The organism is Pseudomonas sp. CH61 (assembly GCF_059429415.1).
The window spans coordinates 24,477-39,628 of the sequence record NZ_CM182098.1 but is presented as its reverse complement, the minus strand read 5'-3'; the positions used below and the strand labels follow the sequence as shown (position 1 = coordinate 39,628).

Sequence of the window (15,152 nt, the reverse complement as noted above, 5' to 3'; positions counted from 1 at the left end):
AAACCCTGCTGCGCCGCATGACCGGGTTCGCCTGTCGTCTCAGGGCAGGCGCGCCCGGTCGTTGGCGAGTCAGCCCGGTACCGCCTCCCCTTCTGTGCGCAGCGCTTGAACCGGCGCATGCACCGGCGCAATCGCCGCAAAGAACCACGGCGATACCAGCGTCACCAGGACAATGGTCATGACCCCGCTGGAAAACAGCGCCATCGCCACCAATGCGCCGAGATCGACAATCGGCTTGAAATCGGAAAACAGCAGCGCCATGAAGCCTACGGAGAAGATCACCACGTTGATCACTGTCGAACGGCCGACGCTGTGCATCGCCTGCAAGATAGCCGCGTCGATCTCAATGCCCTGCTGCACCAGCAACTTGATACGCGACAGCAGGTGCACCGCGTAATCGACCACGCCGACCACCAGGAACGTCACCAGCGTCGTGCCGATGTTCAGCTCAATGCCGAACAGGAACATGAAGCCGTAGACCGTCACCGAGGTGGTCAGCAAGGTCAACATGCCCAGCACTCCCAAGCGTACAGATTTCAGCCAGTACATCATCATCAGCGTGACGACCAGCAAGGCCAGGGAAAAACTCAGCACTTGGCCCTGAGTGATTTCCTGCAGTACGCCGGTCCAGATCAGCGGCGTGCCGGCGTGGGTCACTTCCAGGTTGGCCGGTTTGTTCACCAGCAGCCAGGCGTCGAGGCGGTCGAGCATGCCCTGATAGTCGCTGGCGACCGACGAGGTCATGGTGTACAGGGTCAAGGCCTTGGAGAAATCGGCGTTGAGCACGTTGTTCAGGTCAGAGCCGCCACCGTTTTCGAACAGCATCACGTGCTGTTCGATCAGCGAATTGCCCGGCACTTCAAACTGCTCGACCTGCCCGTCGTCATTGACCGAAGTGACCTTCTCCACGGCATTCGGCACCCGCAGATAATCCGGGTTCATGTCGTTGAGCACCAGGTTCATGCGCTTGACGTAAGTCGCCAGCGAGTAGCCATAACTGACGTTCGGCTGCTGTTTGATGAAGTGGTCGAGCTTGTCGATGAACTGCACCACTTCGGTGGTCAACACGCCGCGCGGCTCTTTGCTGTCGATGGCGATCCAACCCGGCGCCGTCCCCGCCACTTTGGCGTGGTTGATGAACTGATCGGACACGCGAATGTGGCTTTCCGGCTTGAAGTAAGCAATGCCGGAGTCTTCGATATCGACGCGGAAGGTGAACACGGTGGCCAGCGCCAGCAGCGGCAGAATCACCATCAGGATCGGTTTGCGAAAGCGGATCATCCAGGCACAGAACGCCACCAGATAGCGCGAGATGATCGACTCCTGGTGCGCCACAGCCTTGGCCTGCTGCGGCTGATCCTTGCCCCAGATGGAAATCCACGCCGGAATCAGCAACAGCGAAATGATCAGCGCCGCCGTCAGGCCGATCGACATGAACACGCCGAAATTACGGATGCTGACAATGTTGTTGGTGGTGGAAATCATGAACGTGGCGATGGTCGTCACGGTCGTCAACACCACCGGTACCACCATCAGGCGCTGGGTTTCGCGGTTGGCCTCGCGATTGCTCTTGCCAGCGTTTTTCTGCTCGTAATATTCAGCCATCACGTGGATCGCATCCGAGCAGCAAATGGTGAACAGGAACACCGGCAGCACACTGGTCAGCAGGTCGAACGGCACCCGCAACAGCGCCATCAGGCCCAAGGTCCAGATGGTGCAGAACAGAATATTGAACAGCGGCAGCAGCACGCCCAGTGGTTTGCGGAAGAAGAAAATCAGCAGCAAGGTAATCAGCAAAAACACGATCGGGAACAGCACGGCCAGGTCGTGATCGATGATCTCCTGCTGCGCGGCGATAAAGATCGGCATGCCGGCAATGAAGATTTCGTCCTTGTACTCCGGGTGCTCCGCCTGATATTGCGCGACGATGCCACGCACGATCTGATAAGCCCGCAGTTGCGCCTGAGCGTCGTCCTGTTTGGTGCCGAGCTCGGCCACCAGCATCGCGACTTTCTTGTCCTTTGACACCACCCCGTCGACCATCAACTCGTTGCCCATGATCTGCGACTCGACCAGCGCCGGGTCCATGTCATAGGCATTCAGGGTTTTGTGGATCAACAGCTCGCCGTCGTCGGTCAGGACGATGTTTTCCAGGTCGCCCATCGAGGCCATTTCGCGGATCGGGTTGATCCGCTCGGCGAGAAAGGACAGGAACAGCTGATCATGGGAATCCCAGTTTTGACTCTGGGCATGATCACGCAAGGCCTTGGCGTTGGCGTAATCGTTCTGCGAAAAACCGCCGTCGAGAATGTCTCGGGTCAACAACTGCGCACGGCTGTCGTCCGGGTGCCGGGCGACGATTTGCGCCAACTGATCCTTGTCGGCATCGTTGGCCAGGATCATCCTGCGCACCGACTGCGACATCGAAAACAGCGCGTTGAGCGTGTTTTTGTTGAACACCGTTTGCGGGTTGTTCAGCGCCACCATCACCGAGTCGAACGTGCCGGTGAACTCACCCTGCAAATCGATGATGGTCTTGCGCGCCGGGTGACTTTCCTTGAGCAGGTAAGGGTTGGTGTCGGACACCAGCGCGCCCAGCGTATAAGTGAAATACGCCGTAATCGCCACCAGCAGGAAAACAATCGCCCGCGCATAGCGCTCGACGAAATTCAGATATCTTTCCATGATCATGCGGTTCCAGGTGGTCGGGGTCGGCGCTTAGCGGGCAGACACGGCAAAGTCCGGCAGGTCACCGGTTTTCAGCCCGCGCTTGATGGCGGTCTGGGTGAACAGGCGGTCTTCCAGAGAAACGTTGTACTGCAACTGGTTAAAGCGCATTTCCGAACGCGTGCCGTCGATAAAGTGCTCGGTCTCACTAAGGACGATGCTGTCGATCGAGTCGATGGTCGCGACTTTCTGCGTGCGCATCTGCTTGATCAACACGCCTTTGACGTCGAAAAAGTCCTGACGCATGACCAGGAAGTTCTGCTTGTCGATCCACACCTTCAGCTTGTTGTAACCGGTCTTGGCCAGCACCTCAGGGGACGCCGGCTCGCGCTCGATCACGTAGCAGTCGCGGCCCTTGATCTGTTCTTCGCCGACGAGTTTCTGCGAGTAGTCCTTGACGCGGATCTTGTCCAGATCGGCGTACGAGTACTCACTGCCCATGAACGAGCCACGCTTGTCGGTGGTGGAGATGCGGCGGGTCTGACGGCTGACTGGCAGGTACATCCACTGGCTGTCTTCCAGGCCGAGGGTTTCGTGCGGGTTTTCGATGTGGAAGGCCACGTCACGCACGTCAGTCGGCGCGGAAAAGTACATGCTGAACTTGTCGCTGTCCGGGTAATCCTTTTGCAGGTAGGTGAACTCGCGAACGCGGGTATTGCCTTTCTTGTCATGCAGGATCAGCGAAACCTGGGACATGAAGCTGTTCCCGTCATTGCGATCGCGCACCTGACGGAGGATCTCATCGGCATTGCCGGCCTCGGCGGCACTGGCGCAGGCGCTGCCGAGGATCAGTGCGGCGGTAGTCAGACTTTTCAAAAACGGCAACATGACAACTTCCTTTTCGTTGGATGAATGCACCTGCGCGAGAGCGGCAGGCGTGATGGGTCAGAACAGATAACCGGCCGACAGCCGCACTTGATCGCGCTTGCTGTACTCGCCAAAAGTCTTCTCGGGCTTGCCGAAGAACACGTCGACTTCAAGGCCGAGCTTGATGTAGTCGACCGGCTTGTAGGTGAAGATGCCTTGCAGCAAGGCGTCGTCCTGAAACGGCGGTGAGCCAGCGACCACCAGACGACTCTTGAGGCGGTCCTGCCAATGGGTGCCTTCGGCCGACAGGGTGAACAGCGGTTCGCGCTTGTCCTGCAACATGCCGTCCTGCCAGTCGAGTAACACCTGCTCCTGCCATTGCGCCGAGATCAGCCAGTCGCGCAACAGGTAGTCGACACCCAGCAGCGACTTGACCATGGGCGTGCTGTCGGCACCGTAGGCCCGCGTCGGATTGGTCACCCGCCAGTTATCGAAATACGCGACCTCGCTGCGCACCACGATGCTGTGCCCGGCGTCGATCGCCAGCCCGGCACCGCCCATGGTGTAACGGGGAAACTGCCGTTCCAGCCGCGTGCGGCCGTCATCGGCCAGACCTTCGACCGCGTACACCGGGTCTTGCTGACGGGCGCTCAAGGCAACAAAACTGGTGTCCACCGCGCCGATCCGGCCGTTGGCGCTCAGGCCATAGGAATAGCCCTTGTCGCCGTCATAGCCGGGTTTGGAATCGAGCAGAAAATACTGCGGGTCCGGCGCGGCAAACAGTGGCGCGGCAAATTCACTGCCCTCAACCGGCGCCCGGTTTTTCACGAAGTCGGTGATCCACAGCGCCTCCAGTTCCCACTCGCCCACCGGCTGCGCAAAACGCACCATGGGCACGGCGATGCGGCTGTCTTCGAGCAGCGGCGTCAGACCATCGCGATAGTCCAGCGGGTTGATCTGATCGAGCACGCGCAATTCATCCGCGCGACCCCAGACCACTTGCTGCCAGCCCACCGTCACTTCGCCGTCACCCAACGAATGGCCGACGTAGAGGTGCCGCCAATCGGCGTCGAAACGGTACTTGTCCCGCGCCCGCTCGCTGTACGGATTGTTGCCGTCATAGCGCGCGTCATAACGCACGCGGCCCTTGGCCTTGTAGTAACCGCCCTCCCAGTTGTCTTCCAGGTTGGCCTTGAAATACACGGCTTTTTGCGTGACCTGATCATCGCCATGCAGACGCATGGCCGTGGCCACGCCGACTTCACCGTCGGCGTAATCAGGCTTCAGATCATCGACAGTAAATTCGGCCATCGCGGTGGGCGCAGCCATGCACGCCCACACCGCACCCACGATGTGACTGTTGTGAAATCGAGGCATCGCTACATTCCCAACCCGACACCGCCATCGATCACCAGACTCTGGGCGGTCACCCCGCCAGCCTCGGGGCTGGCCAGGTAACGCACCATCGCCGCCACTTCTTCGCTCTGGATGAAACGACGCATCGGCAGTTTCTTCTTCGCGTTGCGCACGATCTGTTCCTGGGTCAACCCGGCAATCGCCGCTTGCGTCGCCAGTTCACCCTGCAACATCGGCGTATCGATCCACGCCGGCAGAATCGCGTTGACGGTGATCTGCCGCGAAGCGAGATCCAGCGCCAGCGCCTTGGTCATGCCGACGATGCCGTGCTTGGAGGCGCAGTACGCGGTGTTGCGCACCTTGCCGGCACGGCCGAGGATCGACGACATGTTGATGATCCGCCCTCGGTCGGGCATCAGTGCCAGACACAACGAGGTCACATAGAACGTACCGTTGAGATTGACCGAAATCACCTTGTGCCAGTTGTGCAGATCCTCCGGTTCGTTCTCGTTGCAGATGCCGGCACTGTTGACCAGCACATCAACGTATTCGACTTGCGAGCCGAGTGTCTTGAAGAACGCTTGCATGGCTGGCAGGTCGGCAATGTTTGCTGCATGGGTTTCGACTCGCGCCTTGATCTGCTCCTGTCGCTCGTCGACCCAGCGTTGCAGTTCGGCCAGATCGAGATCCAGCAGGATCAAGCGATTGTCGGCGTCGGCGGCAAAATTTTCGGCGACCGCGCGGCCGATGCCTTTCGCCGCTCCGGTAATCAGAATGGTCCGGCTCATGGCATCTTCAACCCGCCGTTGACCGACAGGACCTCCCCGGTCAGGTACAAACCGCGATCGGCGAGGTACAACACCGCTTCGGCAATTTCTTCCGGTTCCGCGTAGCGTTTGATCAGCAGGCGCGACTGGATTTCCTCCTCCTGACTGCCGATCAGTGCCGTGCTCATCTCGGTCTTGACGATGCCCGGGGCGACCGCGTTGACGCGAATGTTGCGCGGCGCCAGCTCCACCGCCAAAGCACGGGTCAACGATTCTACCCCGCCCTTGGCGGCGGCATAGTTGCTTTGACCTTTGCCGGGCTTCTGCGCCGCCACCGAACTGATGTTGACGATGCAACCGCTGCGCTGGCGCAACATGCCCGGCACCACCTGCTGGCAGCAGAGCATCGTGCCGATCAGGTTGGTCTGGATCACCTCGACCAGGTCGCGCGCCGACATCGTCGCCAGCAAACCATCGCGAGTGATGCCGGCGTTGTTAACCAGCAGATCGATACGCTGAAAATGCTGATCGACCCGCTGGAAAAACGCCTTGATGCTGTCGCCGCTGCTGACATCGCACTGCAACGCCAGGCATTCGATCCCCGACGCCTGAACCTCATCGCGCAAGGTCATTGCCGCGACTTCATCGCGCACGTAACTGAACGCGATCTGATAACCCGCCCCGGCCAGGGCCAGGACAATCGCCCGACCGATGCCACGACTGCCACCGGTCACCACTGCTACTTTATTCGGCATGACCGTTCCTTAAAGCGAGTTGTCGGTTTTGAACTGCGCGAGGCTGAAGCCATGAGTCGCCGCCAGTGCACGAATCTGCTGCACTTGCTCGCGGCTGATGTCGCCGTAGGAGTAGTGCTGTTTCATACCGGACAGGCCCATCAGCACCGATTCGGCCATGCACGCGTACAACTGACCTTGCTTGAGGTAGGCCCGAACGTTTTTCACCAGGCCATCACCCAGCGGCGTCTGCACGATGCCGCCGTGCATGTAGAGCACGTCGCTGCGTTGGCTGGCGAGATTCTGGTCAACGTTCAACGGTACGGCGATGTCGCAGATCACGCTGTTCTCGGCGAAGTGCTCGGCAAAGAGAAACGGCTGCGGTGCGTTCGCCGCGCAGAGGACGATGCGCGCCTGTTTCAGCACATCAAGATCGTTGCTGACGGTGATGAAGGCGTTCGCGCCCAAGCGTTCTTCGACCAGTTTCGCCACGCGCAGGCCTAGATCGGCACTGCTGCCATGGGCCTGCAACAGCGCATCGATGCCGTCGATTTGCTGCAGACGACGGGCGAGGCGATCGTGTTCGGCGACACCCTTGAGGATCGCGCGAGCGGCTTCGGCATAAATCTGTTGAGCGGTTTTTTCCAGACGACGCAGGGAACCGTCGCGGCCGCTGCCGATGAGGATCAGGTGCTCGACACTGGTCGATAACAACGAGGCATAGGTCGAGGCGATGTTGCCCGCCGCACCGACCACCGCAGCGGTTTGCTCGCTCAGTTCCAGGCCTTGCTGCTTGCAGCCCTGTTCGATGGCTTCCAGACCCATGCCGATGGTCAGCGCGTTGCCGGAAGTCAGCGCCATGTCGGGGATCTGCAGCGCTTGGCAGTTGTTGGTGACGATCGAGGTGTACATGCCCAGCCCGGCGACAGTGTAGCCATCTGCGCGGGCATCCTTGATGCGGTTGCCAACTTCTTCGCGGATGGTTTGCAGATCGCCGCTGGCGATGTACGCCGCCATGGCATCGGAATCCATGCACAGCGGGTACAGAGTGAACTCCACGGCAGTGCCGAGTTTCGAGCGAATCTGCACCGGGCCGATCGGCGCGGCTCGGCGCTCGGGCGCCATGCGTTTGATGAACTCGCGTTTCTGTTCAGCGCTCAGGGTCGACAGTGAAGGATCGACGTCGCTGAGCATGTCCGAATCAATCAGATGGTTGATGAACGCCACGCGCGCCACCACGCGCACGTTCTCGTCAGACTTTGGGCGGGTTTCGCTCTCCTTGAAGCTGACCTCGCGCGCCGGCACGTCAGCGATGCTGTCGGCGCACACACCGGCGGCCAGCGGGAAGGCATCGCGGCGGCGCAGCATGTCGCAGACTTTCTGCAAGGAGCCGATCAAACCGTCGATTTCTGCGAAGGTGATGCACACCGGCGGTTCCAGACGGATCACATTGGCGTTGCTGCCCGACGGCGCCACGCGCAGGGATTCGAATTGCAGCAGGTAGCCGGCGATGATGTAGCCCAGTGCATCGTTGTACTGCGCCGATGCCTGAACCAGTGAGCTGGTGCCGGTCAGGTCGTGCAGTTCGAAGCCCAGCAACAAGCCACGACCGCGCACGTCGGCGATCACGTCCGGGTACGCAGACTTCAGTTCCAGCAGCGACGCCTTGAGGTACTCGCCCTTCTTGTTCACGTCCTTGAGCATCGCGCTGTCGTTCTCGAACAGACGGCGCAGGGCCGACAGGGCGATATGGCAGGACGCATCATCTTCGGCAAAGGTCGAACTGTGGATGTAGCTGAAATCGTTTTCGTAGTGGCTGGCGCGGATCACCGTCGCGGCAATCTTCATCAGGCCACCGCCCAAGGCTTTCGACAGGCAGTAGTAATCGCCCTGCAAGTTGAAATGGCTGGCGCCGAGCAAAGTGCCGGTGCGGCCGAAACCTGATTGCACTTCGTCGATGATCAGCGGGCATTGCTGCTCGTTGCACAGGCGCCGCAGGCCCAGATAAAACTCATTGGCGAACTCGTTGATCCCGCCCTCGCCCTGAATCGGCTCCAGCAATACCGCCGTGATCGCGCTGAATGCTTCGCGGCGCACGTGCAGGGTTTCGCCGCTCCATTCCAGGCTCAGCCAGTGACGAATATGACGGGCCGGCAGCTCTTGCAATTGCTGGGGTTGCTGCGGGTCGATGAACTCGACGTTGAGGCCGAAACGGGCGAACGGTTTGCGGTACTGCTTGCCATAGGTCAACTGAACGGTGTTCACCAGTTTGCCGTGGAAGCTGCCGCGCACCGCCAGAAACACCGGCTCGACATGCAGTTGCGCCAGGTTGTGCTGGCGCACCGCTTCAGCCACTTGGCGCACGGTGACGCAGGACAGATTCTGCGGCAGCAGACCGGCGGGCAAATCGAGATCGTCGATGTCCAGTTCGACGTAAGCCTTGTCGCTGGCGACCAGATTGGCGAGGGCGAAATCGCGCTCGTCGAATTGCTTCTGCAGGTTTTTCTGACGACGGTATTCGGCGTGCTTGACGGCGATTTCCACCGACTCGGCGCCACTGTTGGAGAAGGTCGAAATGTAGCGTTCGCTGTTGTTCAGCTCACGGTTGAAGGCTTCACTGAGTTCACGGCCCAACTGCCCCGCCGCACCGCGCACCGACATCTGCGCGTTGAACGGCACATCGGCACGCAGCAGGTCGACGAGTTGATCGACAAATTGCGGATCGTTGTGACCATACAGCGCGGCGCCGTAACCGCCGAGGAAGTCGGTGACGGTCACTTCGTCGCCCTGGCGGTCGCGGTAAAACAGTTTGCTGCCCAGCGCTCTGTGGAACTGACATTCCAGGCCCAGAGCCTGCATCAATTCAACGAATTTCGGCCGTACGTAATCGCGGTAATCCATGACAGTTCTATCCCTTGAGTAAAAAATCAGCTGCGTTTCGTTGCGTGCCGACGGTCAGTCGGCCGCGTGAAATTCGAGTTGGTAACCGGCACTGAAACCGTTGTCGTCGCGGTTGATGACCAGGCAATCGTGGAGCACAGCATCGCGCGGCCCGCCGAGCACAAACGGCAGATGCGCATCCAGCGGTTGCTCCAGGCCACTGACCGGCGGGATGCTTTGCGCCTGCAAGGCCTGCCGGGCAAAGATCAGGTCAACCAGACTCGGTGCACCACTTAGAATGCCGGTCAGCGGTGTGCTGCTGGTGATGTGCGCGGCGCCGGTTCGCGCCAGCGTGCGGGCCAGATCGGCATCCTTGTGCGGATCGCCCGTGGCGCTGCTGATCAGCAGATCCACCTGTTTGTCCGGCAGGTTCAGCGAATCCAGACGCGGGTGTGCGAACAAAGCGGTCAGACAGGTTTGCGGCCCGGCCGGCAGATCATCGGCGCGGCGCAACACCAGTGCCGCCGCACCTTCGCCGGCAATACCACCACTGCCCTGGCGATCGAAGGCGCGCAGGCTTTGCGAAGCATCGGTGCTGATTACGCCAGCCTCGGCCAGTGCGGCCAGCGCCAGCGGATCCAGTTCACTGCCCGCGCCCACCACAATCGCCGCATCGATCCGACCGCTCTGCAACGCCGCGCAGGCTTCGCGCAGCGCCGCCAGATTGCCGGCCACGCCTTGCATGTAGGCGTTGCATTCAAACTCAAGCTTCAAGGCCAGACTGACCACCCCGAGCAAACCGTTGCTCAGGCTCTTGAGCACTAGGAACGGATCGAGCGCGCGCTCCTGCAACACGCGTTTGGCCAGACGCTGCATGTCGGCACCGGTCTCGGTCTGACACTCGTGCAACAGTTCGCCGTAAGACGCGAGCGACGGATGGGTGTAACCGCCCTGGCAGCAATAGAGACCAAAACGCACGTTGTCGCGGCCCGGTTCAAGCCCGGCCTCGGCCAACGCCTGGCGCACGGCACTGACGCCCCAGATCACCGCCGGCGGGCAGTAACGCTGGAGGTTTTGCGCAATGTCCTGACGGCTACGTTGATGGTCTCGATCAGCGATGTGCCCGAACGCAATGACACGCTCGCTGTGGAACAACGACGAGTTCAGGGGCGAGATCGCGCTACGTCCTTCGCGGGCCGCCGACCAGAAACCCTCAACGCCCCAGCCGGTGGGCAACACACAACCGCTGCCGGCGATCGCGACACGTACAGTGGCGTCAGTCATTGTCCATGCTCCCGATATTTGCCAAGGGCCAGCGAGGTATTGAGGCCACCGAAACCGAAGGAATTGCTCAACGCGTAATCCACTCGGCGGCTGACGGCTTGCCCGGCGCAGTAATCCAGATCGCACTGTTCGTCGGCGTCATGCAGGTTCACCGTTGGCGTGACCAGATCGTTGAGGCAGGCCAACGCGGTGACGATGCATTCAGGGGCGCCAGCGGCCGCGATCAGGTGACCGAACTGCGATTTGTTGGCACTGACAGCCAAGGCTTGATAGTGCTTGTGGTCGGCAAACACACTTTTGATCGCGAGGGTTTCGGCCACGTCGTTGAGTGGCGTCGAGGTGCCGTGGGCGTTGATCAGATCGATCTGCTGCGGGCGTAGCCCTGCGTCGTCGAGCGCGGCCTGCATCGCCAGTGCCGCACCGCGTCCTTCGGGTTGCGGTGCGGTGACTTTGTAAGCGTCCAGACTGCTGCCGAAACCCAACACCTCGGCATACGGCGTGGCGCCACGGGCCAAGGCATGTTCGAGGCTTTCCAGCACGACGAAACCACCGCCCTCGCCGGCAATCAGACCGCTGCGATCACGATCGAACGGGCGACACAGATCCGCGCCCCAGCGTTGCTCGCCCGAAGCGGCACCCAACAGATACAAAGCCGCCATGGTGTCGAGGTTGAGCACCGAGTCGGCGCCCCCCGCCAGCGCAACGCTGACTTCTCCGCGACGAATCATCTGGAAGGCATTGCCAATCGCTTGCGAAGCGCCGGCACAGGCACTGCTGATGTTGATCACCGGCCCTTCACAACCCAGGTCGTCGGCGATTACCCGCGCCAGACGGTCATTGCTCTGACGCAGCGAGCCATCGGCATTCACTTGCCCGGCCCGCGGCATCAGGTATGACCAACTCGGGGTGCCACCATTCGGCGCTTCGCTCAGCAGCATGTCGGCGAGCATGTGCTGCGGTGCGCCCGAGGCACACAGCACCGCCGCGCCACGCAACTGTTCTGACTGCAAGCCGCTGTCGTTGACGGCTTGCGTGGCAGCCACCCAGCCAAACCGGCTGCGCTTTTCCAGCGGCATCGTCCAGGCCGGATGGCTGTGCAGTTTTTCCGGCAACAGGCGCATGTCGACAGGCGCTGCATAACGCACCGCGAACGACGCCTCTTGCACGTCGTCCGGCTGCCATGGCCGCACGCAATGTTCGGCGCCGAGCATTTTTTCCCAGAGGGTCTGCCATTCGAAACCGAAACCGGTGACGGCGCCCATGCCGGTGATCACAATCCGTGTCGCACTCATGCGTGCTTCTCCATGGTTTCACTGGCCAACAGCAATGCGCCCCAGTGACCGGCGCGAGTGTGGCTGACAAGCAACGTGTAGCCCGGCGTCGCCGCGACTTCACGGCTGAGGTGCAAGGTCAGTGCGACCTCTGTCAGCAAGCCGCTGGCGCCCAGTTCACCGGTCATGGCGCGAGTGCTGCGAATCTCGCGCGGGAAAGCTTCGAGCAACTTCATCACTTGCCCGTCAGCGCAATTGCCGACGATATGCTCGACGTCGCCGACCCGCAGTTTCTCGACACTCAGGACCTGGTCGATCACACGCCGACCTACCACCACAGAGCGTTGCGGATCGGTGCTGTAACCTCGGGCAAACCCGGCAATGCGCACGGCGTGTGCCGCACCCGGTGCTGGTGTCGACGCCAGCAGCAGCGCTGCGGCGCCCTCACCGAAAATCGGCTCACTCGCCTGATCGGGCTCGCGCAGATACAGGGCCGGGGTCAGGTTCGGGCTGCTGCTGACCACCAACGCGGCGTCGGCATGTCGCTCGCCAATCTGCTGGCAGGCTTCGATCAGCGCATCCAGCCCGGCGTTGTCCTGGGAACAGAACCCGCCCATTGGCCCGTGGCATTCGAGCGCTTCAGCCACATAGGCCATCACGCTGCTGTTGAGCAGGGTCAGCGCATGCAGAGGGGGTGTGTTGGCCAATAACTGCGCCAGTTGTTTTTGCGGCTGTTCGATGATCGCCTGCACCGCATCCCAGCAAGGACTTGGTGCGTCGACTTCGGGAATGGCCGCTGTCAGAGCAATCCGTGATGCAGGCAATTGCAGCTCCGACAGCGCTGGCGCCAGCCGTGCGGCGCAATGCAACAGGCGCAAGCCCTGCGGTTCGACGCTGCGCTGGATCTTGCGATCAAACAGGTCACTGGCCAGTCGCGGCGTCGGCAAGGCAAACGCCTGACGCTGTGCGTCAAATGCCAGCGGTTGCGCCGCGCAGGGTGTGCCGAGCAAGTCAGCACATTCACTGCCCGCCACATTCAGCACCGCCGCGGCATTCAGGTAGATGGCTCGGTTCATGTCATGCCCTCCCCAAAACCAGCGAGCTGTTGATGCCGCCGAAGCCGAACGAGTTGGACATCACCACGCTGATCGGCTGTCGCACCGGCTCGCTCAAGAACTTCAGCGACGGGTATTCGGCACGCTCAAGGTCGTAATTCAGGGTGGGCAACAGCACACCGTCACGCAGGCTCATCAGCGACAGCACCGCTTCGATCGCGCCACTGCCTGCCAGCGAATGACCGATGGCGGACTTGTTGGCGGTGAAGGTCATGAAATCCTGGCAGCCGCCGAACAGACGCCGCAGCGCCAACGCTTCACAACTGTCATTGGCCTGTGTGGAGGTGCCGTGGGTGTTGACGTGTTGCACGGCGCTGCGCAGCAGCCCGGCGTCTTCGATTGCTGCTTCCATGCATTCCTCGTATTTACTGCCGTCGCGACTGCTGGAGGTCATTTTCTGCGCCTCGCAGACATTCGCGTAACCCAACACCCGGCCCAATGGCGCAGCCTTGCGCCGCTGCGCGTGTTCAGCGGATTCGAGAATGACCATCGCCGAGCCTTCGCTGAGGACAAAACCGCTACGGTCAGGCATGAACGGGCGGCTCTGTTCGCTCGCCGGCAAGTCGGCCTGACAGAGCGCACCTAGGCTGTTGAACATGTAATAAGGCAGTTCGTTGGCCATCAGTTCGACGGCGCCGCAGATAGCCAGATCGATCTCTCCGCGCTCGATGGCCCGGTAAGCACTGCCGATGGCCATGGTGCCGGCGGCACAGGCATCGGAATGGGTCGAGATGTGATCGCGAATGCCGAGCCGATCGGCCAGGTGTTGCGTCTGTTGATCGACCCGCCGGGTGAAGGTCGCGCTGGACGCTGCCGGACTGTCCAGCAGACGGTCGAGGTCGACGCGGCCGGCCTCGTCCATGCAACGGCTGAGCCGCTGCAGATCGTGGCTGTCGGCACAGTACTTGTTGGCCCCCAGAAACAGACCGCTGCGACTGTGGGCAAAGTCTGCCGGCGTCAGGCCGGCGTGCTCCAGCGCCTGCCGGGCGACGTATTCGGCCAGCACACTTTGCCGTGGGTGCAGCGCCGCGTTGCCGCCGAAACCGGCAGCGATACGCTGCCACTGCGTATCGTCGATAAATCCGGCGGCGCTGTTGTTGAATCCCAGCGCCTTGAACCGGGGATGTTCGCGGACACAGGATTGCTTCCGGCAAATCCGCTCGAACAACGTGGCAGCGTCCAGCGCCATGGGCGCCACCAGACCGAACCCGCTCACATAGACTTCTCGTGCCCGCATGAGAACTCCTACACCGCTTCTTTGGCGTGAGTGGTGACAAACTGCTCAACCAATTGACGGGACACTTCATCGCCATCCGCCGGCACCAGACGTGCACTGCACGCGCCGCAGACCACTTGTTGGCGCTCGTTCAGAATCGCCTGGTGAGCATTACAATCCGGGCAGGTGGCCGGCAGGTAGTTGAAAAGATTGCGGCACTGGTTGGCCCAGTTACGCACGGTGGTCGCGGCGAACACCTGAGCCGGTTGCATGCCCGCCTTCAGCTGATCCGGGGTGTAGCCGCTGAGGCTTTGCTCAAGCAGGCGCTTGCCGCTTTCGGTAATGCGACCGTTGGCGAGAAACTCGCTGGCATCACCGCAAACCGCCACCGCATGGTCAAGCACGCTGGTTTTCGGCAGTGTGCAGCCATATTGGCGGCCCAGTTGGAAGCTCAGGTCGACGATGTCCAGCGAGTCGGCACCGAGGTCTTCGACGATGCTGCTGTTTTCTTCGATGTCATTCGCATCCATCACCAACAGCTGCGCGAGGATTTCGCGAGTGCTGGCAACGACATGTTCCAAGTCCAATGGATTGTTCATTTCTATCTCCCTATATGTCGTGACTACTTCATGAATTCGACTTATGAAAAGTAACTTTTCCCACAGCAACTTCTCACGCGGCGGGAATCTAAACTCTGCCCTTAAGGGGAGAGTCAACGAACTATTCAAGGTTTTTTTACAACTCGAAAAAAGTCTGCAAAACCCCACTGACACCGCACCTCCCTGGTGCGGTGAACGACTTATTTACTTAACAAAGACGGGGTAAGGTGGGGCGCCCGCGGTATCAGGCAGGCTGACTATCGAAAGCAACTAAGGACGCAACGGAACAGACGTACTAAAAGTAAAAACCAGACAAGTAAAATAGTTATAACTTCATAACCTTTGTTTTAGGTCAGTACTGCCGTTAATTGATTTTGCTGGAAGGTTTACTCCCCG

General features: G+C 60.7%; 11 protein-coding genes. All 11 read right to left on the bottom strand.

All coding sequences use genetic code 11. From position 1 onward, the window contains the following. Positions 1-69: 69 nt before the first annotated feature. The 11 genes from AC5SEM_RS00150 to AC5SEM_RS00100 are packed head-to-tail and all read right to left on the bottom strand — an operon-like array spanning position 70 to position 14,756. Entirely contained in the window at positions 70-2,685 is a 2,616-nt protein-coding gene (locus AC5SEM_RS00150; RefSeq protein WP_495471900.1) for an efflux RND transporter permease subunit, read from the bottom strand. Between the two features lie 33 nt (positions 2,686-2,718). Beyond that, positions 2,719-3,555 carry an outer membrane lipoprotein-sorting protein gene (locus tag AC5SEM_RS00145; RefSeq protein ID WP_495471899.1) on the bottom strand — a complete coding sequence of 279 codons (837 nt, stop codon included), beginning with the start codon at positions 3,553-3,555 and terminating at the stop codon, positions 2,719-2,721. A 57-nt stretch (positions 3,556-3,612) separates the two neighbouring features. After that, positions 3,613-4,911, bottom strand: coding sequence for a DUF1302 family protein (locus tag AC5SEM_RS00140; protein WP_495471898.1), 1,299 nt, complete (start codon positions 4,909-4,911; stop codon positions 3,613-3,615). 2 nt (positions 4,912-4,913) lie between these two features. Further along, positions 4,914-5,678 carry an SDR family NAD(P)-dependent oxidoreductase gene (locus tag AC5SEM_RS00135; RefSeq protein ID WP_077570926.1) on the bottom strand — a complete coding sequence of 255 codons (765 nt, stop codon included), beginning with the start codon at positions 5,676-5,678 and terminating at the stop codon, positions 4,914-4,916. Then, complete coding sequence (locus AC5SEM_RS00130; protein WP_495471897.1) at positions 5,675-6,412, bottom strand: 3-oxoacyl-ACP reductase family protein; 738 nt, start codon at positions 6,410-6,412, stop codon at positions 5,675-5,677. Before AC5SEM_RS00130 ends, AC5SEM_RS00135 begins: the two co-directional genes overlap by 4 nt. A gap of 9 nt (positions 6,413-6,421) precedes the next feature. Further along, complete coding sequence (locus AC5SEM_RS00125) at positions 6,422-9,292, bottom strand: aminotransferase class III-fold pyridoxal phosphate-dependent enzyme (RefSeq protein WP_495471896.1); 2,871 nt, start codon at positions 9,290-9,292, stop codon at positions 6,422-6,424. 54 nt (positions 9,293-9,346) lie between these two features. After that, complete coding sequence (locus AC5SEM_RS00120) at positions 9,347-10,555, bottom strand: beta-ketoacyl synthase N-terminal-like domain-containing protein (RefSeq protein ID WP_495471895.1); 1,209 nt, start codon at positions 10,553-10,555, stop codon at positions 9,347-9,349. Continuing rightward, the gene (locus AC5SEM_RS00115; protein WP_495471894.1) at positions 10,552-11,847 is read right to left on the bottom strand and encodes a beta-ketoacyl-[acyl-carrier-protein] synthase family protein; all 1,296 of its coding nucleotides are present in this window, start codon (positions 11,845-11,847) and stop codon (positions 10,552-10,554) included. Before AC5SEM_RS00115 ends, AC5SEM_RS00120 begins: the two co-directional genes overlap by 4 nt. Beyond that, complete coding sequence (locus AC5SEM_RS00110; protein WP_495471893.1) at positions 11,844-12,902, bottom strand: beta-ketoacyl synthase; 1,059 nt, start codon at positions 12,900-12,902, stop codon at positions 11,844-11,846. Before AC5SEM_RS00110 ends, AC5SEM_RS00115 begins: the two co-directional genes overlap by 4 nt. 1 nt (position 12,903) lies before the next feature. Continuing rightward, positions 12,904-14,178 carry a beta-ketoacyl-[acyl-carrier-protein] synthase family protein gene (locus AC5SEM_RS00105; RefSeq protein ID WP_495471892.1) on the bottom strand — a complete coding sequence of 425 codons (1,275 nt, stop codon included), beginning with the start codon at positions 14,176-14,178 and terminating at the stop codon, positions 12,904-12,906. A gap of 8 nt (positions 14,179-14,186) precedes the next feature. Continuing rightward, positions 14,187-14,756 carry an acyl carrier protein gene (locus AC5SEM_RS00100; RefSeq protein WP_495471891.1) on the bottom strand — a complete coding sequence of 190 codons (570 nt, stop codon included), beginning with the start codon at positions 14,754-14,756 and terminating at the stop codon, positions 14,187-14,189. Positions 14,757-15,152 lie beyond the last annotated feature (396 nt).